At 68.8% G+C, this 21,092-nt stretch carries 23 protein-coding genes; 9 read left to right on the top strand and 14 right to left on the bottom strand.

Annotated elements, in window-relative coordinates:
* Positions 1-46 precede the first annotated feature (46 nt).
* The 4 genes from ACTMTI_RS34160 to ACTMTI_RS34145 all read right to left on the bottom strand — a co-directional run bounded on the left by ACTMTI_RS34160 (position 47) and on the right by ACTMTI_RS34145 (position 4,995).
* Entirely contained in the window at positions 47-1,468 is a 1,422-nt protein-coding gene (locus ACTMTI_RS34160) for a serine/threonine-protein kinase (protein ID WP_441124790.1), read from the bottom strand.
* Positions 1,469-1,500: 32 nt separating this feature from the next.
* A complete protein-coding gene (locus tag ACTMTI_RS34155) occupies positions 1,501-2,985 on the bottom strand; it encodes a serine/threonine-protein kinase (RefSeq protein WP_441124789.1) in 1,485 nt (494 codons plus the stop codon).
* Between the two features lie 184 nt (positions 2,986-3,169).
* Positions 3,170-3,658: a DUF6790 family protein gene (locus ACTMTI_RS34150; protein WP_441124788.1), complete on the bottom strand. Its 489-nt coding sequence runs from the start codon at positions 3,656-3,658 to the stop codon at positions 3,170-3,172.
* Positions 3,659-3,876: 218 nt separating this feature from the next.
* On the bottom strand, positions 3,877-4,995 hold the full coding sequence (locus tag ACTMTI_RS34145; protein WP_441124787.1) for a glycoside hydrolase family 53 protein: 1,119 nt from the start codon (positions 4,993-4,995) through the stop codon (positions 3,877-3,879).
* 298 nt (positions 4,996-5,293) lie between these two features.
* Between ACTMTI_RS34145 and ACTMTI_RS34140 the strand changes: the two genes are divergently transcribed.
* Together ACTMTI_RS34140 and ACTMTI_RS34135 are read left to right on the top strand one after the other, a co-directional pair.
* Entirely contained in the window at positions 5,294-6,463 is a 1,170-nt protein-coding gene (locus tag ACTMTI_RS34140) for an indoleamine 2,3-dioxygenase (RefSeq protein WP_441124786.1), read from the top strand.
* Positions 6,460-7,341 carry an alpha/beta hydrolase gene (locus ACTMTI_RS34135; RefSeq protein ID WP_441124785.1) on the top strand — a complete coding sequence of 294 codons (882 nt, stop codon included), beginning with the start codon at positions 6,460-6,462 and terminating at the stop codon, positions 7,339-7,341. Before ACTMTI_RS34140 ends, ACTMTI_RS34135 begins: the two co-directional genes overlap by 4 nt.
* Positions 7,342-7,503: 162 nt before the next feature.
* On the opposite strand, the gene ACTMTI_RS34130 is transcribed toward ACTMTI_RS34135, so the two are convergent.
* Positions 7,504-7,971, bottom strand: a complete 468-nt coding sequence (locus tag ACTMTI_RS34130; RefSeq protein ID WP_441124784.1) for a hypothetical protein — start codon at positions 7,969-7,971, stop codon at positions 7,504-7,506.
* 661 nt (positions 7,972-8,632) lie between these two features.
* Entirely contained in the window at positions 8,633-9,058 is a 426-nt protein-coding gene (locus ACTMTI_RS34125) for an STAS domain-containing protein (protein ID WP_441124989.1), read from the bottom strand.
* 354 nt (positions 9,059-9,412) lie between these two features.
* Here ACTMTI_RS34125 and ACTMTI_RS34120 point away from each other — a divergent pair, with 354 nt between their 5' ends.
* Together ACTMTI_RS34120 and ACTMTI_RS34115 are read left to right on the top strand one after the other, a co-directional pair.
* Positions 9,413-9,676 carry a helix-turn-helix transcriptional regulator gene (locus ACTMTI_RS34120; RefSeq protein ID WP_441124783.1) on the top strand — a complete coding sequence of 88 codons (264 nt, stop codon included), beginning with the start codon at positions 9,413-9,415 and terminating at the stop codon, positions 9,674-9,676.
* 164 nt (positions 9,677-9,840) lie between these two features.
* A complete protein-coding gene (locus ACTMTI_RS34115) occupies positions 9,841-9,993 on the top strand; it encodes a hypothetical protein (RefSeq protein WP_441124782.1) in 153 nt (50 codons plus the stop codon).
* Positions 9,994-10,218: 225 nt separating this feature from the next.
* Here the strand turns inward: ACTMTI_RS34115 and ACTMTI_RS34110 are convergent, their stop codons facing one another.
* Both ACTMTI_RS34110 and ACTMTI_RS34105 read right to left on the bottom strand, forming a co-directional pair.
* On the bottom strand, positions 10,219-11,067 hold the full coding sequence (locus ACTMTI_RS34110; RefSeq protein WP_441124781.1) for a hypothetical protein: 849 nt from the start codon (positions 11,065-11,067) through the stop codon (positions 10,219-10,221).
* A gap of 3 nt (positions 11,068-11,070) precedes the next feature.
* On the bottom strand, positions 11,071-11,997 hold the full coding sequence (locus ACTMTI_RS34105) for a hypothetical protein (protein WP_441124780.1): 927 nt from the start codon (positions 11,995-11,997) through the stop codon (positions 11,071-11,073).
* Between the two features lie 400 nt (positions 11,998-12,397).
* Here ACTMTI_RS34105 and ACTMTI_RS34100 point away from each other — a divergent pair, with 400 nt between their 5' ends.
* Together ACTMTI_RS34100 and ACTMTI_RS34095 are read left to right on the top strand one after the other, a co-directional pair.
* The gene (locus ACTMTI_RS34100) at positions 12,398-12,784 is read left to right on the top strand and encodes a hypothetical protein (RefSeq protein ID WP_441124779.1); all 387 of its coding nucleotides are present in this window, start codon (positions 12,398-12,400) and stop codon (positions 12,782-12,784) included.
* A 1,134-nt stretch (positions 12,785-13,918) separates the two neighbouring features.
* Positions 13,919-15,202 (top strand): vanadium-dependent haloperoxidase, encoded by a 1,284-nt coding sequence (locus tag ACTMTI_RS34095; protein WP_441124778.1) that lies wholly within the window; start codon positions 13,919-13,921, stop codon positions 15,200-15,202.
* A gap of 243 nt (positions 15,203-15,445) precedes the next feature.
* Here ACTMTI_RS34095 and ACTMTI_RS34090 read toward each other — a convergent pair whose 3' ends face one another.
* Both ACTMTI_RS34090 and ACTMTI_RS34085 read right to left on the bottom strand, forming a co-directional pair.
* The gene (locus ACTMTI_RS34090; RefSeq protein WP_441124777.1) at positions 15,446-15,985 is read right to left on the bottom strand and encodes a nuclear transport factor 2 family protein; all 540 of its coding nucleotides are present in this window, start codon (positions 15,983-15,985) and stop codon (positions 15,446-15,448) included.
* 161 nt (positions 15,986-16,146) lie between these two features.
* Positions 16,147-16,692 (bottom strand): CGNR zinc finger domain-containing protein, encoded by a 546-nt coding sequence (locus ACTMTI_RS34085; protein WP_441124776.1) that lies wholly within the window; start codon positions 16,690-16,692, stop codon positions 16,147-16,149.
* An 82-nt stretch (positions 16,693-16,774) separates the two neighbouring features.
* Between ACTMTI_RS34085 and ACTMTI_RS34080 the strand changes: the two genes are divergently transcribed.
* The 3 genes from ACTMTI_RS34080 (at position 16,775) to ACTMTI_RS34070 (ending at position 19,174) form a co-directional block, all read left to right on the top strand.
* Complete coding sequence (locus tag ACTMTI_RS34080) at positions 16,775-18,019, top strand: MFS transporter (RefSeq protein WP_441124775.1); 1,245 nt, start codon at positions 16,775-16,777, stop codon at positions 18,017-18,019.
* Positions 18,020-18,051: 32 nt separating this feature from the next.
* Positions 18,052-18,294, top strand: a complete 243-nt coding sequence (locus tag ACTMTI_RS34075) for a hypothetical protein (RefSeq protein ID WP_441124774.1) — start codon at positions 18,052-18,054, stop codon at positions 18,292-18,294.
* Between the two features lie 181 nt (positions 18,295-18,475).
* Positions 18,476-19,174 carry an alpha/beta hydrolase gene (locus ACTMTI_RS34070; protein ID WP_441124773.1) on the top strand — a complete coding sequence of 233 codons (699 nt, stop codon included), beginning with the start codon at positions 18,476-18,478 and terminating at the stop codon, positions 19,172-19,174.
* A 127-nt stretch (positions 19,175-19,301) separates the two neighbouring features.
* Here ACTMTI_RS34070 and ACTMTI_RS34065 read toward each other — a convergent pair whose 3' ends face one another.
* The 4 genes from ACTMTI_RS34065 to ACTMTI_RS34050 form a co-directional block, all read right to left on the bottom strand.
* Positions 19,302-19,979, bottom strand: a complete 678-nt coding sequence (locus ACTMTI_RS34065) for an AraC family transcriptional regulator (protein ID WP_441124772.1) — start codon at positions 19,977-19,979, stop codon at positions 19,302-19,304.
* A gap of 208 nt (positions 19,980-20,187) precedes the next feature.
* Positions 20,188-20,340 (bottom strand): hypothetical protein, encoded by a 153-nt coding sequence (locus ACTMTI_RS34060; RefSeq protein WP_441124771.1) that lies wholly within the window; start codon positions 20,338-20,340, stop codon positions 20,188-20,190.
* Positions 20,337-20,546: a heavy-metal-associated domain-containing protein gene (locus ACTMTI_RS34055; RefSeq protein ID WP_441124770.1), complete on the bottom strand. Its 210-nt coding sequence runs from the start codon at positions 20,544-20,546 to the stop codon at positions 20,337-20,339. The genes ACTMTI_RS34060 and ACTMTI_RS34055 overlap by 4 nt, the downstream gene beginning before the upstream one ends.
* A 27-nt stretch (positions 20,547-20,573) precedes the next feature.
* Complete coding sequence (locus ACTMTI_RS34050) at positions 20,574-20,855, bottom strand: metal-sensitive transcriptional regulator (RefSeq protein ID WP_441124769.1); 282 nt, start codon at positions 20,853-20,855, stop codon at positions 20,574-20,576.
* Between the last annotated feature and the right edge of the window lie 237 nt (positions 20,856-21,092).

The raw sequence follows: 21,092 nt of genomic DNA, 5'->3' as shown, positions 1-21,092 counted from the left end.
TCGGTGAAGGCCCGAACCGGTTGCGGTGGCGGGGCAAGCGACGCGCCTAGGAGTATCGCTCGCACACCGTGAACGACACGCTCCTGGTGGCCTTCGAGGGTGTCAGCAGATGGAAGACGATCGTGTGCCGGCCCGGTTCGAAGGCGCCGAAGGGGTTGCGCCGGTTCTTGCTCGTACCGGTCACCCAGTCCGTCTTCCGTCCCTCGTCCTCGCCGTCCACGACCCAGCGGTAGCCGTACTCCATCTGCTTGCCCGACGGGCCCTTGAGCAAGGCGACGGGGAAGAGACTGGGCGACCAGCAGCCCTTTTCGGTCTGCTGCCCTTCCAGCGTCAACGACACCAGGCGTACGGTCCCCGCAGCCGCGGTCGTGGTCGTGGTCGTGGGTTTCGGCCGGGAGGTCGTGGGTTCGGGCGTCGGCCGCGTGCGGGAGACGGTGGGGCTGGAGCCGCCGGTCCTGGTGGCGCGCGTCTTCGTGGCCGGCGCACTGGGCGTCTTGTCGGTGTCCCGTTTCTTCACCGGCGGACTGGGTGTCCTGGTGGCGCTCTGTTGCGGGACCGGGGAGGCAGGCGCGGCCGTCGTCGCCGCGGTGGGTATCCAAGTGATCGCCCCGGCCACCAGGACGGCGGAGATCGCCAGTGCCCCCGTGCCCGCCAGCATCGCCTTCCAGCGCGGGCGACTCACGGTATGACCCGCCGTTCGGCCCGCCAGGGCGCCTGTCGTGGCGGCGGGCGGGACGCCGATGAGCCGGAGCAGGACGTCCTGCATGGCGGGCCGGGCGGCGGGGTCCTTGGCCAGGCAGGACAGTACGATCGGGCGCAGCGGGCCCGGCAGGTCGCCCAGGTAAGGCTCGCCGTGGAGGATGCGGCGGATCACCGCGGGCAGCGAGTCGTTGCCGAACGGCGGACTTCCCGTCGCGGCGAACACCATCACCGACGCCCACGCGAAGACGTCCACCGCGGGACCGAGCGGGGCGCCCGCGAGCTGCTCGGGCGCCATGTAGGCGGGCGTGCCGACGATGCTGCTCGTCACGGTCAGCGAATGGCCGGACGCGCGGGCGATGCCGAAGTCGATGACCCGCGGCCCGTCCCTCCCGAGCAGCACGTTGGCGGGTTTGAAGTCGCGATGCACCACCCCGGCCCGGTGGATCGCCGCCAGCGCGGTCGCGGTCGCCACCGCGAGCCGCTGCAGGTCCGCGCCGACGTGGCGACCTGCCTGCTGAAGCGAAGGCCCCTCGACGTACTCGGTCACGATGTACGGCCGGCCGCCCAGCGAAGCGTCGAGCACCTGAGCGATGCAGAACGGCTCCACCCGGCGCGCCGCGTCGATCTCCTTGGCGAAGCGGTGATCACCGGCCAGGCCATCCGCCAAGATCTTCACCGCGACCGGCCGCCCGTCGGGCCCCTGGGCCAGGTAGACCACCCCTTGGCCGCCCGCGCCCAGCCGCCCGAGCAGCCGGTAGGGCCCCACGGCTGGAGGATCTTCAGGCAGGAGCGGATCCATCATTCCGACCCGCAGACGGTGAACGAGAGCGACTTCGACCCCGCTGTGGGCGAAGTGAGGCGGAGAGTCACCTTATGAGGGCCCTCCGTCTGCACGAGCGGGCCGATGACCTGGTGAGTGTAGGAGTCGCCGGTGTCGGCCTCATAACCCTGCACCACCTTCCCGTCCAGGACCCATTGGTAGCGGAAATCGGTGCCCCGCTTGGTCGACTCGACCAGGGCGGAGATGTTGCCGTGATTCACCACCTCGCACTCCGGCCTGCTTTCGTGCCGGGGACCGATGATCCGCACCCATACGATGCGGACGGAACCGCTGCCCGACGCGGTTTTCGCCGATGAGGTCGCCGGCTTGGGAGCGGACTGCGTCGGTTTCGCGGTCTGCTTCACGGTCGGTTTCGGGGTCTGCTTCTTGGTCGGCTCGGGCGTGGCCGACGGTTTCTTCGTGGACGGAGTCTTGGTCTTTTTCCGGCCCTGCAGCGTCTTGGACGGGCTCGGCGTCCCGGCGAAGGTGAGCGTCAGCGGCTGCGTGCTCGGTTCCGGTCTCACGAAACCCCACACGCTCGTGGCCCCCCAGATGACGGCGCCCGCCACTGCCAGCGCCCCCACACCGGAGACGCCCGCGATGACCGCCGTCCTGCTCCCGCGCCGCTGCCGCGGGGGAACCGTGGACAGACCGCGGCCGCCGGCACCGTCCGGACGGCCGGGGTCCTGCCCACCCAGGAGCCGCAGCAACACGTCCCGCATGGCGGGCCGGCGCGCCGGATCCTTGTCCAGGCACGCCAGCACGATCGCGCGCAACGGTTGCGGCAGGTCGCCGAGCTGCGGCTCGTTGTGCAGGATCCGGTTGATCACCGCGGGCAGCGAGTCCTCGCCGAACGGGGGCACCCCGGTGGCCGCGAACACCATCACCGACGCCCACGCGAACACGTCCACGGCCGGCCCGATCCGCTCGCCGGCGAGCTGCTCCGGCGCCATGTACGCGGGCGTCCCCACGATGCTGCTGGTAGCCGTCAGCGCCGATTCGACAGACCGGGCGATCCCGAAGTCGATCACCCGGGGCCCGCCCTGTCCGAGCAGCACGTTGGCGGGCTTGAAGTCGCGATGGACGATGCCCGCCTGATGAATGGCCGCCAATGCGGTCGCGGTCGCCACCGCGAGCCGCTGCAGGTCGGCGCCGACGTGGCGGCCCGCCTGCTGGAGCGAAGGCCCCTCGACGTACTCGGTCACGATGTACGGCCGGCCGCTCAGCGAAGCGTCGAGCACCTGAGCGATGCAGAACGGCTCCACCCGGCGCGCCGCGTCGATCTCCTTGGCGAAGCGCTCGTCGGCGAGTCCCTCGCGCAGCACTTTGACCGCGACCGGCCTGCCGTCGGGGCCCTGGCTCAGGTAGACGACCCCCTGGCCGCCCGCGCCCAGACGCCCGAACAGCCGGTAGGGCCCCACGGCAGTGGGATCGCCTTCCCGGAGAGGTTCGACGTGCGACATGGGACTCCTGTGACAAGCGTATGGATCTTCGGCACCATAGCGGGAAATGTCAGGCCTAGTGAGCCAGTCCCGTAAACCAGATCCTCCGAGGCCCGTCCCGGCCGCCAGGATCTACTGGCAGACCGCGCGGGTCGCCGATGGCAGCAAGGGCCGCTTCGGGCCACGAACAGGCGCCGCCCCGATCTCAAGCCCTGGACTCGCCGCCCCGCCGGTAGAGGATGAGAAGGACGACCGCGATCAGCGGCTGGAGGATGTCGGTGGGGATCGTCCAGATGTTGTCAGGCGCCGTGTTGTCATGCGCGACCCACTGCATGATGTGACCGATGGCGTCGCCCCAATAGAGGACGGCGACGGCGATGACCGCAGCGGTCATGAACGACCCCCTGTTCCAGATGCTCAGGAGGCCGATGACGCCGACCGCGATGTCGGCCCACCCCACCTCCCACTGGAACGGGCTGCGCGCGAACCCGATGCTGTCGGCGATCTGCGGCGCGTATGGGCCGATGTGCATCAGTCCACCGAACATCGCCAGCGCGCCGCCCCCCGCCACGAACCACAGCAGCCAGAGCTCGACCACACGGTGCCGGGTGCGCCGCGCCGGCGCACCGTCGACAAGGGTGTGCACCAGCGCGGCGGCCACCAGCCCCAGGAAGGTGACGATGACGAAGATCATGACAACACGCTATGCACAGCCGCGGCGATTGAACCGCACCTCACGGCGCGTGTCCTCGTACCGAGTCGATCCGTACCGTGCACCTGGCCGGGCGGGCGCGGTGAAGGCCTGCACAACCTGCCTCGACGAATCACGCGGGCCTGCTGATCACCGCGCCCGCCCAGCCGCGCGAGCAGATGGCGGGCGTGTCAGCCGGTTTTCAGGGCTTCTTCACAGCCCTACGGTGTCCACCTGATGTTCGGATTGATGGCGCCGGTCCAGTTGAACACGGCCATGTTGTCCCACTGGTTTCCGGTGCCGTTGACGTTGGCCGGGTCCCATCCGTTGCCGGAGATGGCGTACCAGGTCGGCTCCCAGTAGAAGACACCGATCGCTCCCGCGTTGCGAGCGGTGTTCTGGACGTGCGCGAACTCGGTCGCCTGCCCCTCCCAACTGGCCGGATACCCGGAGCACGGCTGTGAGCCGGTCACCACATTCGGCTCGCCGTCGGCATTGCCGGCGGTGAACGGGTAGGCGGTCTCCACGACGACGACCGGCTTGCCGTAGCGCGCCTTCACGTCGGCGATGACGTTGTAGAGGCTGGACAACGGGCCGTGCCACATGCAGTAGTAGGACAGGGCTGTGATGTCCCACGACACACCCTTGGCCTTGATCCCGTCGTAGAACCAGCGTGCGTTCGCGAGGCTGTCGGCGTTCGCGGTATGGATGATCACCTGAGTGCCGCTGTTGCAGGCCTTGATCGCGTTGTAACCGGCTTTGAGCAGCAGGCTCAGATTCGTGAAGTCATTGTTGACGACCCTGCCATCGTTCCAGAGCATCCCGACGTTGATCTCGTTGCCGATCTGCACGCTGTCCGGTGTCGTGCCCTGGGCCTTCAGGCTGGTGCAGACGTCGTAGGTGTAGTTGTAGACGTCCGTCTGGAGCTGGCTGATGCCATGACTCGCCCACGCCGCCGGCTTGTACTGCTTACCCGGATCGGCCCACGTATCCGAGTAGTGGAAGTCGACCATCAGGCGGAGGCCCTTGGCCTTGACCGTCTTGGCGTAGGCGAGGACCTTCGCTTTGTTGTTGTATCCGCTGGCGGGGTTGTTCCAGATGCGCAGGCGGGCGTAGTTGACGCCGGCGCTCTTGAGCAGGTCCAGCGGGTCGGCGGCGGTTCCACCGGCGTTGTAGTACTTGGCTCCGAGGTCCAGGCTGCGCTGGAGTGACGAGACGTCGGCACCGAGCATCGTCAGCGTCGCGGCCGAGGCGGGCGGCGCGGCGAGGACGGCCGCGGGCAGCGTTGTCAATGTCAGGAGCAGAGTGACCAGGGTCCTCCGCAGGCGACGCGCGGTCATGGCTGCTCCAGTCGTTTGACGGCCATTCCGATCTCCTTGATCAAGAAATCGTGGGGGGTGAGGATCTCGACACGACAACCCTTAACTGTGAACGTTCACAGACAGCGGCATGCAACCTACCTGGATGTTTGTCGGGCTGGAGCTCGGCAAAGCCCTCCTGTTCGTCCGTGAACGTTCACAGAGTCACCTGAACCAAGAGGATAAGGATCAGCCGGCCTTGGGGGAAGACTCAGTTGCGGTCCCACCGCGTCATCGGCGTCTTCGAGTACCGCTTGGAACCAGACGAGGAGGAAGCCCGGTGAACCCTGAGACGGCGCACACAACCGCCCCCAGACCGCGGGTCGCCGCGCTGGGCGAGTACGCCATCGATGCGCGCCGCGGATTCCTGCCCGCCGAAGATCCGGTGGACGCGCTGCCGGCGTACTACCGCCCCTGGGAGCAGGTCGGACGGAACATCACGGCCCTGATCATGACAGGGCGCCTCCGTCCTGCGATCGAGTCGATGCCCGTGCTCACGCTGGACAGGCTGGAGTCCTGCGGAGAGCAGGAACGGGCCATGCTCCTGTTGTCCTGCCTCGCGAACGCGTATGTGTGGGGCGCCGGCACACCCGCGCGCACGCTCCCGGCCACGGTGGCGCGCCCTCTTCATGAGCTCGCCCAACTGCTGGACCGAGTGCCGATCGTCGCCCATGCCTCCATCGTCCTGAACAACTGGCGGCGCATCGATGGAACGGAGCCGCTGAGCATGTCCAACATCGACACGCAGCTGACGTTCCTCGGCGGCGTGGACGAGAAGTGGTTCTACCTCGCGACCGTGGGGGTCGAACTGGCCGGAGCCGGAGGGCTGCCCCTCCTCGCGCGGGCCCAGCACGCCGCGGCGGCCGCAGACCACACCCGGCTCGTCGAGGCGCTGCTCGGCATCCGTAATGTTCTCGGTCGCGTGGTCGACGCGCTCCTCAACGTCGAGCGCTGGTGCGACCCCTACGTCTTCTACCACCGGATCAGGCCGTTCCTCACGGGCTGGTCCGCGCCCGGACTGCGGTTCGAAGGCGTGGATCGCGAACCTCTGGTGCTGGCCGGCGGCAGCGCCGCACAAAGCTCCCTCATCCAGGCCTTCGACGCCGGACTCGGCATCCGGCATCGCGACGAGCTGACCGCCGGCTTCCTGACCGGCATGCGCGCGTACATGCCGGGGCCGCACCGCCGCTTTCTCGAGGATCTGGAGGGCGGCCCTTCGGTCCGCGACTTCGTCGCGCGGCACCGCAGCGCCCGACCGCAGTCGTCCGAGGCGTACAACGCGGTGGTAGACGGCCTGGCTCAGCTCAGGGCCCGGCACATCGGCATCACCGGGCGCTACATCAAACGGTTCGAGCACGGCGAGGAGGCCGCCAGAGGGACCGGCGGCAGCGACTACATCAGTTTCCTGAAGAGGTCGCGCGAGGAGACCATCGAACGGCTGCTGCCATGACGGGGCATGTGTACCGGGACTTCGACCAGGAGCAATTGGATGCTCAGTATTCCCCGAGCAGCCTGGTGGGCGACATCCAGCCGTTCCTGGACGACTATGCCGAGCGCAGCCGCCTCGCCCGGGACGAGCTGGCCGGCATGACCCACCGAGACCTGCGTTTCGGGCCGGGACCGGATGACCGGCTGGATGTCTATGGCCCGTCGGGAACGGACGCGGAAGGCCGCCCCGCCCTGCTCTTCATCCATGGCGGATACTGGCAGGAACTATCCAAAGAGGACAGCGCATTCCCGGCTCCGGCCATCGTCGGGGCAGGCGCCGTCTACGCCACGCCGGACTACACCCTGGCCCCGCGCGCCAGGCTCGCCGAAATCGTCGACCAGGTGCGCGGCGCGTTCGCCTGGTTGTGGCACCACGCGCCCGATCACCGTATCGACCGCGAGCGGATCGTGGTTTCCGGATCCTCCGCAGGCGCTCATCTGGCGGCCATGTTGCTCGCCACCCCTTGGCGGCAGTGGGAGCTGCCGGCCGCGCCCATCGCGGGGGCGGTGCTGCTGGGTGGGATCTACGACCTGACTCCGGTGCGACGCACCTACGTGAACGAGGTCGTCGGCATCGACTCCAGTGAGGTCCGAGACTGCAGCCCGATGTTCCTGCCCGGCGTACGCTGCCCTGTGGTCATCGCCTGGGGGGAACACGAGACGGACGAGTTCAAGCGGCAGTCATCCACGTTCGCGGCGTATCTGCGGGGTCGCGGCTGCCAGGTGACCGCGTTCGAGCAGCCTGGACGCAACCACTTCGATTCGCCGACAGAGCTCGCCGTGCCATCCACACGAATCCACGCAGAGACCCGCAGCCTGCTGGGACTGTCACCCAGCTGACCGCAGACCCGCCCGGTTCGGCTGGGCAGTCACACGCCCCTGACGCCCCTCCCCCTCACCGTCCTGGGCCCGACGGGCCGGCGATGCCGGAAGGATCTCTGCTCACGGATGCATCCGCCCTGCTCTCCAGGAGCGGCGGCTCGAGATGACATGCCGACGTCCTCACCATTGAGCCGGGGGCAGCTCCACGCCGGCGACAGGATCGTAGATGATGGTGTCATCCGCCAACCTGATCACGGCAACTCGTGTGGCGAGGCCTGCTTCCTCCAGTGCCCGCGCCGATTCCACGGCGAACTCGGCGAAGTGATACTGATCCCGCGTACCTGCGTAAGGGGCAGAACGCTTGCACAGGACTTCGTAGCGATCGACGGGCCAAGGCGGAGGCAGTTCCTTCATACGCTGATGACGAGTGCCATCAGTCATGTCATCCTCATCCCTGCAGTCGCTCGCTTCGCTGTAAAACACCACCATTCCAGCAAAAGGTGATGATCGGAACAGTTTCCGGCGTTCGTTACGGTAGAAAACGGACAAGGAGCTGACGGTGGCGGGCAGCAGCAGGGCGCGTTCGGGCCGCGGGGCGCGCACGTAGGGCAGCAGCAGGCCGCGTGCCGCCTTGACCACTAACCCCACGACTCCCCCTGGGCGCACGTCCGATCGGGATCACCCGCGCCGCCGTTGACCGGGCTGCGTCCATGGAGGTCCCGTTTAGCCCACGTCGTGTGCGGTAGGGGGCGCAGGTCAGCTCACCAAGACAGGTCGGCCACGCTGATGCGGCGCACTGGCTGTACTCGTCACGTGGAGGTGAAGGATCATGGCCCGCCCGGTGCGGTGGATTCGTCCGGCGGAGCGTTGCGGGCAGTCCCACGGCCGTGTCCCGGGCGCATCGACATCAAGAGCCGACAGCAGACAGGTGAAGCGCCCAGCGCGGCGCGACCACAGGAGGTGAAGACCCATCCTTATGGCGGCGTTGGCCATCCCCGTGGCCGCTTTGATCGGCTTGATGCTCATGCAGTTGCTGGAAGAAAGGCTGCTCCCCCCTCCGACGCCACCCGGCTCCCGAAAACCCGATCTCACCAGTGGTGAAAGCGGCTCCCCAGTGCCCCCGGCAGCGGGGCGTCCGCCCGCGACCATCGGCGGCCCCCGTACGGCCTCAGTAACTGCGCAGTCCAACGTCCTGAGCAGCCGTGGCGACCGATTCCACGCCGACCGCCGTGTCGTTCGCACGACCCCTTTCGCCGGTCCAAGGTCAGGAGCGGGCGGCAAGCGGCGTCGGCCCCGGCACAGGGCGGCGTTATAGACAGGTAGGACCGATGCCATGACCAGGCCGAGCCCCAGCCCGGTGGTGTAGGTGGAGGCGTGCACGGTCTTGGGCGTCCTGCATCACGGTGTGGCCTGCGCTCACCACGATCAGCGGGCATGGACGACGTCGGGTCATGGCACGCCGCTTCACGACAGCTCCCCGCCGTGGGCGGCGTGATCCCTCAACATCGCCGCGGTGGCCTGATCCACGCTCCGATGGATGCGCAAGGCCTCCCACACACCGGTGATCCGCAACGCGGGCGGGCATCTTCCGCACCGCGGCCAGGTACACCCGGTCACCCTGCGCAGGCCCGGTGGTGTGCAGGCGCAACAACGCGCGTAGCCCGCTGCCGTCCAGGAAGGCCAACCCAGCCAGATCGAGCACCAGAGGCGAACCCGGCCGTCGTGTCCGGTCCATGTAGGACTCCGGCTGGCCGGCGTTGGTGGTGTCGATCTCGCCGGTCACGGTGATCAGCACGCCGGCGCTCAACGGCCGGCAGTCCAGGGTCAGGGGCGACGTGGTGGCCTGAAGCGTGCGGCTCAGCGTGTCCGCGGGGGCTGCGTACTGGTGACCAACATGATCCTCCCGCGATAGGCCGACGGGTCAAGGTCAAGGGCGAAGCCAATTGCCAGAAAGTCAGTTCGTCATTGTATTTTCAGGTATATGAGTTTTGTCGCCCCTGGAGACCGGGGAAGCCGGGCGGAGAAGGGAGCCAGGAACGTATCCGGTGATCGTCCGTCCAGTTGGACGTTCCTGACTCATCACGCCCGGGTGCTGGTGGAGATCGCCCGAGATCCGGAAGTGCGGCTGCGCGACATCGCCGGCAAGGTGGGCATCACCGAACGCGCCGTACAGAGCATCGTGTCCGATCTGTATCAGGCCGGTTACCTGACCCGCGAGCGGATCGGGCGCCGGAACCGCTACAGCCTCAACCTCGACCAGCATTTCCGCTACCCGACCGAGGCCGGCATACCCGTCGGCCTTCTGATCGGCATACTGACCCAGCGCGACCTGCCCCATCACCAGGCGGATTGATCACGCCGAACCGCGGGCGAAGCCCCGCCCGCGGCCTCGAATCACAGCTAGTGATCTAGTCTCATGCTCGCCAGGATGCGCTCACCGACCGCGGCCTGACGATGCCACTCGGTCTTCGTCCGGTGATGCTCAACGTCGCCCATGCCGGTTTCAATCATGTAACCATGCACGCGCGCGGCCTGCTCATGAGCCTCGGCAGCCGCGACGTGTGCGTCTCGCACGAGCCGTTCCGCCTGTTCCTGCAGATGGTCGATCGCCTGTGCGGCAGGGTGGCCGCCGCGATCTCCAGCCTCGTCTGCTCGCGGGCCCGTACGTGAGCGGAGAACGTCACTCTTTTCACTCCTCATCTCCTCCGGGCTTCCCCCGGCATCTGCGACTATGCACACGCCGATCTTCATAGTCATGCCCGATGGGTGGCCGATCCGCAGGCAGGCCCTGCCGAGCAGGGCGGTCAGCCGCATGTCTGACGAGACCGCTGCAGTCGCAGAGTGGCTTCCGTACCCGCTGCGCCACCACGGCGGCGGACACGCAGGACATGCGGCTCAGCGCCGGGGAACGACCCTGAGGGATCTCACCAGCGTGTCGACGTCCGGCCACAGGCGCCGGTGCGTGTCGGGGATGGTGATCCACAGGACGGCGGGCCGGGGGCGTCCCGTGTCGACCGCGATGGCGACCGACAGCTCCTGCCTGGCCTTGCGGCCGTCCGGGCTCGGCGGCATCTGGATCATGCGGGCGATCAGCCAGCCACGCCGCACCGGCTGCGAGGCGATGTCACGACCCGTCGTCCCGGTGGGGAACGCGCTGCCCTGTTTGTAGTCGAGCATCGCCCGCGCGGCGTCGTAGAGGCTGTCTCCGGCGTCGAGGTCGGACCACAGGTGCTGGGAGTCGATGTCGGCCCACCACTCGCGATCGTCGTCCGGGCCGTAGGTCTCGGTCAGCAGCGTCTGGCGGAGGTTGTAGCGGCCGTCCTTGATGGGACCATCGCTGATCGGGCGGGTACGCCGCCACGGGGAGCCCAGCTCGGCGAACGACAGGCCGGTTTTGGGGTCGGTCACCCTGCCGATCACGGCGGAGCCCTGGCCCCGGTAGCGGCGGAGCTTGACGACGGTCCCCTCCGGAATCCTCCTGACCTCGGGCCCGGTCGGGGACGGAGTGGGCGTCGCGCGGGCGGGGGTGGGCGACGGCTCGGCGGACGGCGGACTGACAGGAGTGGCCGTCACGCTCGGGGACGGGCTCTCCATCGAACGGGGCGCCGGGGCGGATCCGCCGCCGCCGACGGCCATGGGGATGCCGATGACGAGTTCGGCGAGGACGACGGCGGCGCCGAGGAACGGGATCCACGACGGGAACGGCGCCATGATCTGCCGCATGCGGTCGGAGGTGCGGGGCACGGGTCAGCCCTCCTGGGGGATCAGGGTGAGGCCGGCGAGCCGGGCCTGTTCGACGCTCTCACGCAGGGACGCCTGGAGGCCCCTGGCGCGCTCGGTCAGCTCACCGACCTCGCCGGCCGCCAGGTCGTCGCGCACGGTCCTGGAGAGCAACTCGCGGTAGGCGTCGCCGTCATCGGCCAGATCCTGCAGGGTCCGCCACTCGGCGTACACCTCTTCGGCCTCCTCGGTGCGGAGCGCGTACTCCTCCAGGGCGGAGATGCGCAGCGCCAGCGCCCGGGTCGCCACCTTGAGCGCCTCCTCCTGGGATTCGAGCATGGCGGAGATGCGCTCGGTGACGCGGCCCGACCGTGCGCCGGCCTGCTCGCGCCGCAGCCGGGTCAGCTCGGTCAGCGTCTCGGCGATCTCCCACTCCTGGCGGGGCAGGATCACCCGGTTGGCGATGCCGTCGAGCAGGCCGTCCCGATCGAGCCGGGACCGCAGCACCGTCGCCGTGGCATCCGCCGTCCGCTCCAGCAGTGCGGCGTCCAGCGGCTCCAGCATCGTGGCGGTGACGTACCTGCCGCGGTGGCGGCGGCCGTACGCCGCCACGGGGGACTCGCCCGCCAGGGCCAGGTGCACCAGGAAGGCCGCGGCCTGCACGGTCAGGGCGGCGAGGAAGAACGCCGTGGAGCCGTACCGGATCCAGACAGCGAGCAATGCCGCCTGCAGCAGCAGTCCGGCGAGGAGCACCCGTCGGCCACGGTGGACCAGGCCGACGACGAGCGGGAGGAAACCCCACAGCGCCGACAGGGGCAGGGCGGCCAGGACGTCGCCGGGCGTCCGCCCGCCCCAGGCGGGCCGCTCCGGGGCAGGGGGCAGGAGCTCCGGGCGGGTGGCCATCAGCCGGCGGTGCCCCTCGGGAAGGCTGGGGTCGAGAACGAGCGTGCTCACGAACCTGACTATCTCGGGAAGCCGTTTCGGCAAGCTTGCGGGCCGCTTGCACGAGCGCGGGCCTCTTGCACGAGCGCGGGCCGACCGGGGACCGAGCGCGGGGCGCTTGCACGACCGCGGGCCGAGCGCGGGCCCGAGCTCATGCGCGTCGTGGACTTCCAACGAGACGAACGTGGCGACGGGACCGGCTGCCCGCCCGGTCAGGCCGTCCCCACCTCTCCCTCAGGCAGAGGGCCGGCCTCGACGCGCCCGCCCGGACGTGGCGCACCAGCGACGCCGCCGACCCTGGGCGAACATCGGATGAAGCGCAGGTGTCGAGTCGCCGCAGGCGTTGACTGGGCGACCCGCCCGCCTGCAATCTTGATCAAGATCGACTTGCTCTGAACCCTGGAGAAAGCCCATGCTCACACACGCACCCCACGCTCGGAGAACCGGTCACGGCCGCCTGGTCACGGCCGCCTTACTGGCTGGCGCCGCCATCGCCGGGTTGTCCCTCGCGAGCGCCCCCGCAGTGGCCGCCGCCTGCACCCCGGAGTCCCCCGTCTGCCACGGAATCATCGGCACTCCGGGTAGCTACCGCTTGTGGTTCAGGTTCGACCCCGCGCCGCGGTCGCCGCGCTTCACCTTCACCGTCAACGGCGCCGCCTCGACCGGCCGGCTGACCACCCGCACGTCCGGGACCGCGCTGGAAGGCGAGTTCCGGCCGTCCACCGTGCTGAGGAGCGGTGACCGGGTGTGCATGCGCGTGGTCGGGACCACGCAGTCGTACTGCGCCACCACCCCGTAACCCGCACGAGCCGGATCCCAGTCACGCGGCCGTCGCCGCCGCGACCGCAAGGTCGGCGGCGACGGCTCCGGGGGTACCGGCGGGTGCACGGTGAACCCGCCACACTCGGCATCGAAGTCGCGCCCTCCACCGTCTGCGTCATCCACACCATCAAGCGAGCCGTCTGAGCCAGGGCTTGATGGGCTCGGTGTACAGGTACGCAACCGCACGCGTCCGCGTTCTGGCAGACGTATGTCAACGACCCGGCGCGGACGCGCACGAGCCCAGACCCCATGACGCTTCCGGGTCAGAGAACCCCGGCGGCGAGCGCCTCCTGCTCCAGCACCGGCCCAGTGCCGGCGACGCCGCGCGATCTCTGTTGCTCTGGCTGTGTCCGGCCCGAGCCGAGGGCCGCGACACGGCCATAGGCCTTTGCGTATTCGCGAACGCCTGGCGGTTAACCAGATGCTGTTCTCGCGGGCGGTCGGGATCGACCGAGGCGACGCCTTAGGCGTCCAGCGTCTACCGCGGCGGCTGTACATACCGCGCTAGTTGGAGATGTCGCTCCATCCGGGGTTGCAGTAAAGCATCAACCCCCAGAGTGAGGCGCAACGCATTTCCATTGATATATCTTGCGACAATGACGGCCGGGCAAGAAGAGCGTTACACGAAAAGTCGCACCCATTTACGCCGGCCGCGCAGGCCGAAATGACGATCCCCGATTACTGGCGAATCAATGATCGCCGCGCTGCACTGTCCGCTTGCTGTACGCCGCCGGAGGCATTCTGCGCCCCTTTCTTAAGGAGTTATCCGAGGACTGCAATAGGCGTGGAGCCACTGGTAGAGGAGTGAGTCTCACCACAAGAAATCCCTCGGTCCGAGGCTATTGGCCCCTGCCCGTGCATCTCCGACGACTTGGCGCAGGGGCAGGTTCGCAAGAAACCCGAATAGAGCGAGGAGTACGCGTGAAGGAAACCCGGATCAAGAAACCTTCGTTACTCGGGGCCCCGCAGGAACTGGCGGCATCGACTGGCAGCGCTGGGCAGCGCGCTCGCGGTCGCCGTCACCGGTTCCGCGGCGGTCACGCCGCAGCCGGCCGCGGCGGCCGTACCGCACTTTGACGGTGACCCGACACGGTACTGGAACGGCGTCCTCGTGGACGTGTTCCGTCAACTCAACGGGCCCGACGCGGCTCCGGGGAGGCTGGCCAGAGCGGCCGCGATGATGAACGCCGCGCTCTTCGACGCCGAGACCATGTACCAGGACAAATGGGGAGTCCGCCAATTCCAGCCTTACCTGCAGGCGGGCAGCTACTTCTCGGTGGCACAAACCGATTATGAGGAAGAGCGGGTCATCGGGCGTACCGCCTATAACGTTCTTCTCGACCTGTTCGGCACCGCGACCAACTACAGCCCCAGCATGACCAACCTGCTCAACGAGCGCTTCACCTACAGATTCGGCACCAGCCCCACCGCCTTCGACTACCTCGACGTCCAGGTCGTCAGGTCGGTCGTGCAGCGGATGCGGCAGTTCCGCAGCGCGGACGGCTCCACCAGCACCGCGATCTACACGCCGGCAACGGATTCCGGCGCCTGGCGGCCCACAGGCGGTCCCGGCTGCACCAGCGCCCAACAGGCTGTGACGCCGTCCTGGGGACTCGTCAAGCCGTTCGCGCTGACATCGGGTTCGCAGTTCAGGCCTGACACGCCGCAGCGGGCCAGCGATTACGACAAACTACTGGAGACGCAGGCCTACAAGGATCAGCTCGACACGGTCCGGCGCCTGGGGGGCGCCGAGAACACGGCCTCAACCACGATCCGGCGCACCACCGAACAGACCGCGGCCGCCAAGTTCTGGGCCAACGATGTGGACGACACCTACAGGCCGGTCGGCCAGCTCCTCGTCCACACCGGTCAGGTCGCCCGGCAGCTCGGCGTCAGCAGCAAGTACGACAACGCCCGCCTGTACGCCCTGGTGTCACTCGCCCTCGCCGACGCCGCCATCGCCGCCTGGGATGCCAAGTACGAGACGGTGATCGACCTGTGGCGGCCGGAAAGCGCCATCAAGGAGATGGATCCTGACTGGAAGCCCTTCTCCGTGGACCGCAACGGCAACCACTTCTCCCCCTGCTTCCCCGCATGGGTGTCCGGCCACGCCACCTTCGCCGGTGCCTGGGCCGGAGTCATGGAGCGCTACTTCGGCGGCAACGCCACCTTCACGGTAGACACCGAAGACCCGACCTCTCCCGTCAAGAGCAAGACCTTCACCACCTTCGACCAGGCGGCCGAGGAGAACGCGCAAAGCCGCGTCTGGCTCGGCGTCCACTACCCGTGGGACGCCACGGACGGTATCGCGCTGGGAGACCGCATCGCCGAGCTCGTCTCCACCACCAAGCTCACCCCGATACCCCTCGCGCCAACCAGCACCAAGGCACCGTAGGTTCGATGCCGCCGCCCCGCGAGGAACGAACCTCCCGCGGGGCGGCTGCCCATGGAGAAGATCCCGTGCGCAGGGTGAGACCCGGGACGCCCAGACGGTCGGCTTCCTCACCGCGCTGCCGCCGCGCGCCAACCTGCAGTAGGTCACGATCATGCCCACAGGCCAGACCGCCTGACGGGGGCAGGACGAATCCTCGGGCGCTGGGGACACGGCTGGCGCGTGGGCGGCCGCTGTCAGCGGGTCCTAACCTTTGCCGCGCGGGGCCAGACGGTCCGGGAGTTTCGCGAGCTTGTAGACGCGCCAGAAGAACGCGTCGGCCGCGTGCTGGTCGCCCGCGAAGTTGATCGCCTCCACGATGCGGTTCTGGCGGATGCGGAAGGCCAGCGCCCAGGTGATGTCCAGCCCTTCGGGCGAGGTGCTCCAGCCACGATGCAGGTCGATCACCCAGTCGCCGTCAGCGGCGAGCGCTATCGGATCCGCACGGAAACCCGCCCGGCCAAGCTCCGCGAAGAAGGCGAGCACCTCATCGACACCCTTCTTGGTCCCCGCGAGGGGATGGTGTCCTGGAATGGTCCATTGGATGTCCGCAGCGAAGAACTGTTCGCGCAACGCGTCAAGATCGCCCTTGGCGTAGGCGGCGTAGTAGCGGCGGATCAGCTTGACGTTGGGATCTTCGCCGGTGGTGGATGCCGCGGAGGCTGATGCGCCGAGCGAGGCGAAGGCAAGACCCGCGGCGGCGGCACCGGCAGTGCGCAGTACGGCGGCTCGGGTTGGGTCTGTCACGGAGGCTCCCAGGGTGAGAATCGTTGTCTCGATGCCCTGTCAGGCTTGCGGGTGCGTGGCAGCGCAGTCCAATACCGGTCGCCATAGCCGTTGGCTATGACCCCGGCCACCTGGTCTTCTGGTGAGGTACTGCCTCGGACCGCCGAGGTGAACGGTTCCGCTCAGCTCTGACGGCGGGTGCGGTAGGCGGCGGTCTTGGCACGGGCTGTGCACGCGGCGCTGCAGTAGCGCCGCGAGTTGTTGCGGGTCAGGTCGATGTAGACAGCGTCGCACTGGTGAGCATCGCACTGCCCGAACCGGCCGGGCCCGTAACCGTCCACGATCAGCGCCAGCACGGTGGCGAACTCGCCGCCCAACGCCTGCACCGGGGTGCCACCCGAGCCGTGGAAGTGCAGGTGGAACGGCTGTCCTACGTCCTCGACCAGGTATGGCTGCGCGCCGTACTTGCGGATCATGGCGTTGATGCGCGCGGCCTGGTCCGCCGGCCGGTCGGCCAGCAGCGCCTCCCGCAGCTCGGCGGCCAGCTCGGCCAAGCGTCCCCCGGCGTCGGGGTCGGCGCGCAGGGCGGCCCCGCCGTCCTCGCTCAGCTCTGCCGCGAACGCCTTCATCAGTTCCTTGTCCTCCAGTGGTCGAACCTGCGCGCCGCCGCGCCGGTGCGAGGTCGCCAGGTTGACCAGCTCGGCGATCAGCGGCGCCTGCCGCGTCACGTTACAGGCTATCTCCACTTGACCAGTAACATCCTCTCGGTGTGTCATAGGCGTAATCCCATTAGATAGTAACGGAGTCGCCGTGATCGCACCTTATCGCCGCCTGCTGACCCATCCAGGCGTCCCGTACCTGCTCACCGTGGAAGTGGTCGTCAAGCTGAGCACGCCGGTGCTCAGCCTCGCGCTGCTGTTGGCGGCCGTCGATCGGTTCGGCTCCTACGCCACCGCCGGGCTGGTGCTCACCGGACACGCCTTGGCCCTGGCCCTGTGCGCGCCGCTCGGCGGCCGGCTGGCCGACCGGCTCGGCCCCCGGACCACGTTGACGAGCTACCTGGCCGCCCACGCGATCGCCTATGCCTTGCTCCTGCTCGCCCTGCGAACGCAGGCGCCTGTGATGATCGGTGCGGCGGTGCTGCTCGGCGCCACTACCCCGCCCGCCGGGGTCGTGATCCGGGGTGCCTGGCCACGACTGGTCCCGGCCGCCTCCCTGCCCGCCGCCTACGCGGTGGACAACGCCGTCAACGAGCTCATGTTCATCGCCGGCCCCCTGCTCGTGCCGGCCCTGACACTGGCCATGCCGGCCCACGGGGTGGTGATCGCGGCGGGAGCGGCTCTCCTGCTGGGCACCGCGCTGCTACTCGGCGCCGGAGCGGTACGGCACGCACCACCCGTGCAAGCGCCCGGCCGAAAGGGCGGATCCCGCCTGAGCCGGCTGGCAGGACCGCTCACCCACCGGCCCACCCTCGTCCTGCTAGTCCTCGCCGCAGTCGGCGCCTTCTCCTTCGGCTGCCTGCGCATCGCCACGGTGGCCTCGGCCACCGCCTTCGGCTCGGCAGCTTCCTCCGGCGTGCTGATAGGGCTGCTGTCGGTCGGCGCTCTCGCCGGAACGCTCGGCTACGGCGCACGCGCCTGGCTGGGCGGCGGCCGCCGCCTGCTCATCCTGCTGTCGGCGACCGAAGCCGCCATTCTGCTCGGCGGCGGCTTCGCCCCCGGATTCGCCGCCCTCGCCGTGCTGATCACTGCCACCGGGCTGGTGACCGGCCCGCGCGACGCCGCGCTACCCGCCCTACTCGCCGATCATGCTGGCGCCCCCTACCGCACCGAGGTCTTCGGCTGGCTCAACACCTTCATGTGGACCGGCTACGGACTTGGCACCGCCATCGCCGGCCATCTGACCGGCCCGCACGACAGCGGGACCGTAGCCTTTGGCGCCGCGGCCGCTGCCACCCTGATGGGCGCCATCCTCATCACCGTGGCCTACCGCCCGACGCCGTCCCCGCCAACGACCTCCCCGGCACAGACCAAAGCGACATACACCGAAGCATGACTTGACCACCTCATCAGTTCGCCGCGAAGAGCGTGCTGCGCCCTGCCGACCTGCGCCGGATCCCGATCGTCGAGCCGACGGTGCTGCCGGCCTGGTCCGTCGTCTGGCACCGGCGTAACCCGCGCCCGCTGCTGCAGACCCTGCTCCGCCGCCTGCCTTCCGTCGCCCTGCCCCCGCCATCCGATCCCCATCAGTGGGTCCCGGACATCGATCTGCTGCCCGTGGGACCAGGACACGCACCGGGTAGCCTGTCCGGCGCCGAAACCCCGTCGTAGCGCTGGCCGGTGATTTCGCGCGGCCGAGTCCGCGGCGGAGAACCCACGGTGCCGCGCTGCCGTTGCGGTCGCTCTCCCCGCCAGACGGAGCCGAACGGTAGTCGCCGCGCCCTTTTCAGTGGCGGGGAAACGGGCAGGTGAACAGGGCGCGCGGGAAGATCCGATGGTGGAAGGTGATGGGGTGTCAACGCCAGAGGAGGCCCTCCCCCATCCTCGGCCGGAGGAGGGGGTACGGCACGGCAGGCTCACCGCTCGGCCGGCGGCAACCCCGGTGACCGCCGAACCGGGCACCTATTCCCTGGATGGGCAGGCGTTGCTGCGGGTGCCGACGACCTCACCGGGGACGCCGTCGCGCCTTGCCGTGGTGCTCCACGGAGCGGGAGGCTCCGCGCAACAGGCCCTGGGATGGTTGTCCCGGCATCCCGACGCCGCCGGGCTCGTGCTGCTGGCGCCGCAGTCCATCGCCTCCACCTGGGACATGATCGTCGGCGGGTACGGTCCCGACGTGACGCGGCTTGACGCCGCCCTGAAGGAGGCCTTCGCACGTGCGGTCGTGGACGCCGAGCAGGTGGCGGTGGCGGGATTCTCCGATGGGGCCTCCTACGTGCTTTCCCTAGGGGTGACCAACGGGGATCTGTTCCGGACGGTCCTAGCGTTCTCGCCGGGATTCATGGCGCCGATGGTCCATCACGGTATTCCGAGGTTCTACATCACGCACGGCACCGGGGATCGCGTACTGCCGATCGACTCGTGCAGCCGGCGTCTCGTTCCCCGATTGCGAGAGCAGGGGTACCAGGTCACCTACCACGAGTTCGACGGCGGCCATGAGGTGCCACCACAGATCCTGGCCACCGCGGTGCGATGGTGGGCGGATGGGTGAGGGGTACGTCTCGCCACGCGTCCACGCGGGGCCCAGCCGAGCACCACGACGAGTGGTGTGCAGGTGAGCGGCGGCATGCAGTTCGAGCCGGTGGCGTACGCGACGCGTGGGATCTCCGCTGTTTGGATCAAACGTCGAGAACGGCGTCTCCATTGAGGTAGCGCCCGGGTGAGGTGCCGACGGTCCGGCGGAACGCCGCGAGGAAAGCGCTCGGGGTCGCGTACCCCACGGCGTGCGCGGCTTGCGACACCGGACGGCCTTCGGCGAGGAGCGGCAGGGCGGCCCGCAGCCGCATGTGGGTGCGCCAGCGATCGAAGCTCAGCCCCGTGTCGCGGACGAACAGCCGGGTCAGGGTGCGTCGGCTCACCCCGATGGAGCGTGCGTGGGCTTCCAGGCTCCGGGTGTCCGAGGGGTCGGCGAGCAGGGCGTCGGTCACGGCGCGGACGCGTTCGTCCACGGGAAGCGGAACATCGATCGGCAGCGCCGGCAAAGGGTGCAACAGGTCCAGCATCACCGCCTCGGCCCGCAGCCGCGCGTCGTCGGCGAGGTCCTCACGGGCGAGGTAGCCGATCAGATGGGCCAGCAGCCCGTCGACGCCGACCGCGGTGGGCTCCGCCCATTCCAGAGCGCACCGCTCTGGGTCGAGGTAGAGACTGCACAGCACCGCGTCGCGGGTCGCGCCGGTCCGGTGGACGACTCCCGCCGGCAACCACAGGGCCCGAGTGGGCGGCAGGACCCAGTACGAGTCGGCGACGGCGACGCTGAGCACACCGCTGCGTGTCCACGCCAGCTGCGCCATCCTCATAGCCGCCCTGCTCCGAACCCGCCGCTCGGCCTCCACGTCCGGACCCGCCGCCGACCAGACTCCAGCACGTCACGGTTGAGAGTAAGCCCGTATCCCGGGGAGGATCGCCGGCCACGAATCCGGCCGGCCGGAACAGACCCCGCAGACGCCATGAGAGAAAAACGTGGCCGACGGAGATGATCGCCGTCGGCCACATGAGCGACATTTCCTACTTGAAGCGGCGTAGCCGGAGGCTGTTGCCGATCACGAAGACGCTGGAGAACGCCACCGGGCCGCCCACGCGTCCCGCACCCAGGGCGCCGCCGAAGACGACGGTCAGCCCCACGACGCAGGCGCCAAGCTTGGCTGCGGCGTTCATCACTGATTCGCCACCTCATATCCGGCCTCCTCGACCGCGGCGACGATCTTCGCCGCGTCGATCGGGCTGTCGCTGCCGACGGTCAGCAGGCCGCCGGCCAGGTCCACCTCCACAGAAGTGACCCCCGCCACCTCGCTGACTTCCTCTTTCACCGAGCTCACGCAGTGGCCGCAGGTCATGCCCTTGACGGTGTAGGTCGCGGTAGCCATATGGATCAACCCTTCCCTGGGTGTTCGTCATGAACGGACGAGCCGCGCGATGGCGTCGGAAGCCTCTTTGACCTTGGCCTGAGCCTCGGGTCCGCCCTTGGCGGTGGCTTCGGCGACGCAGTGCGCCAGGTGATCTTCGAGTAGAGAGATGGCGACGGACTGCAGAGCGCTCGTGGCCGCCGACACCTGAGTGAGGATGTCGATGCAGTATTTGTCGTCCTCGACCATCCGCTGCAGCCCGCGCACCTGACCTTCGATCCGGCGCAGCCGACGCAGCTGGTCCTGCTTGTTGTCGCTGTAACCCACCATGTCTCTCCCCCTCCGATCCCCTTCAACGTACTCTACCCCCCTACCGTATTCCAAGCGCGCTTCTCGCACCCCGATCGCGCGGCACCTGAAAGCCAGGGAGGGGCCCGGCACGGCCCACATGGGCCGGCCCGGCTATGCCGCGTAGTACGTTCCCCCTCTGGGGCAAATGCCGCGAATAGGCTGACCACCCTCTTCACTTCTGTACTATTTCGCCCCAGGTCTGAAGGTTTACGAGGA

It is taken from the genome of Nonomuraea sp. H19 (assembly GCF_052068215.1).
Lineage (GTDB): Bacteria > Actinomycetota > Actinomycetes > Streptosporangiales > Streptosporangiaceae > Nonomuraea.
This window is presented reverse-complemented; position numbering and strand designations above follow the sequence as displayed.

Excerpts from the sequence above, each read along its gene's own strand:
- ACTMTI_RS34155 (WP_441124789.1), bottom strand. The coding sequence starts at position 2,985 with ATGTCGCACGTCGAACCTCTCCGGGAAGGCGATCCCACTGCCGTGGGG.
- ACTMTI_RS34150 (WP_441124788.1), bottom strand. The coding sequence starts at position 3,658 with ATGATCTTCGTCATCGTCACCTTCCTGGGGCTGGTGGCCGCCGCGCTG.
- ACTMTI_RS34145 (WP_441124787.1), bottom strand. The coding sequence starts at position 4,995 with ATGACCGCGCGTCGCCTGCGGAGGACCCTGGTCACTCTGCTCCTGACA.
- ACTMTI_RS34135 (WP_441124785.1), top strand. The coding sequence starts at position 6,460 with ATGACGGGGCATGTGTACCGGGACTTCGACCAGGAGCAATTGGATGCT.
- ACTMTI_RS34125 (WP_441124989.1), bottom strand. The coding sequence starts at position 9,058 with ATGGACCGGACACGACGGCCGGGTTCGCCTCTGGTGCTCGATCTGGCT.
- ACTMTI_RS34115 (WP_441124782.1), top strand. The coding sequence starts at position 9,841 with ATGCACGCGCGCGGCCTGCTCATGAGCCTCGGCAGCCGCGACGTGTGC.
- ACTMTI_RS34100 (WP_441124779.1), top strand. The coding sequence starts at position 12,398 with ATGCTCACACACGCACCCCACGCTCGGAGAACCGGTCACGGCCGCCTG.
- ACTMTI_RS34065 (WP_441124772.1), bottom strand. The coding sequence starts at position 19,979 with ATGAGGATGGCGCAGCTGGCGTGGACACGCAGCGGTGTGCTCAGCGTC.
- ACTMTI_RS34055 (WP_441124770.1), bottom strand. The coding sequence starts at position 20,546 with ATGGCTACCGCGACCTACACCGTCAAGGGCATGACCTGCGGCCACTGC.
- ACTMTI_RS34050 (WP_441124769.1), bottom strand. The coding sequence starts at position 20,855 with ATGGTGGGTTACAGCGACAACAAGCAGGACCAGCTGCGTCGGCTGCGC.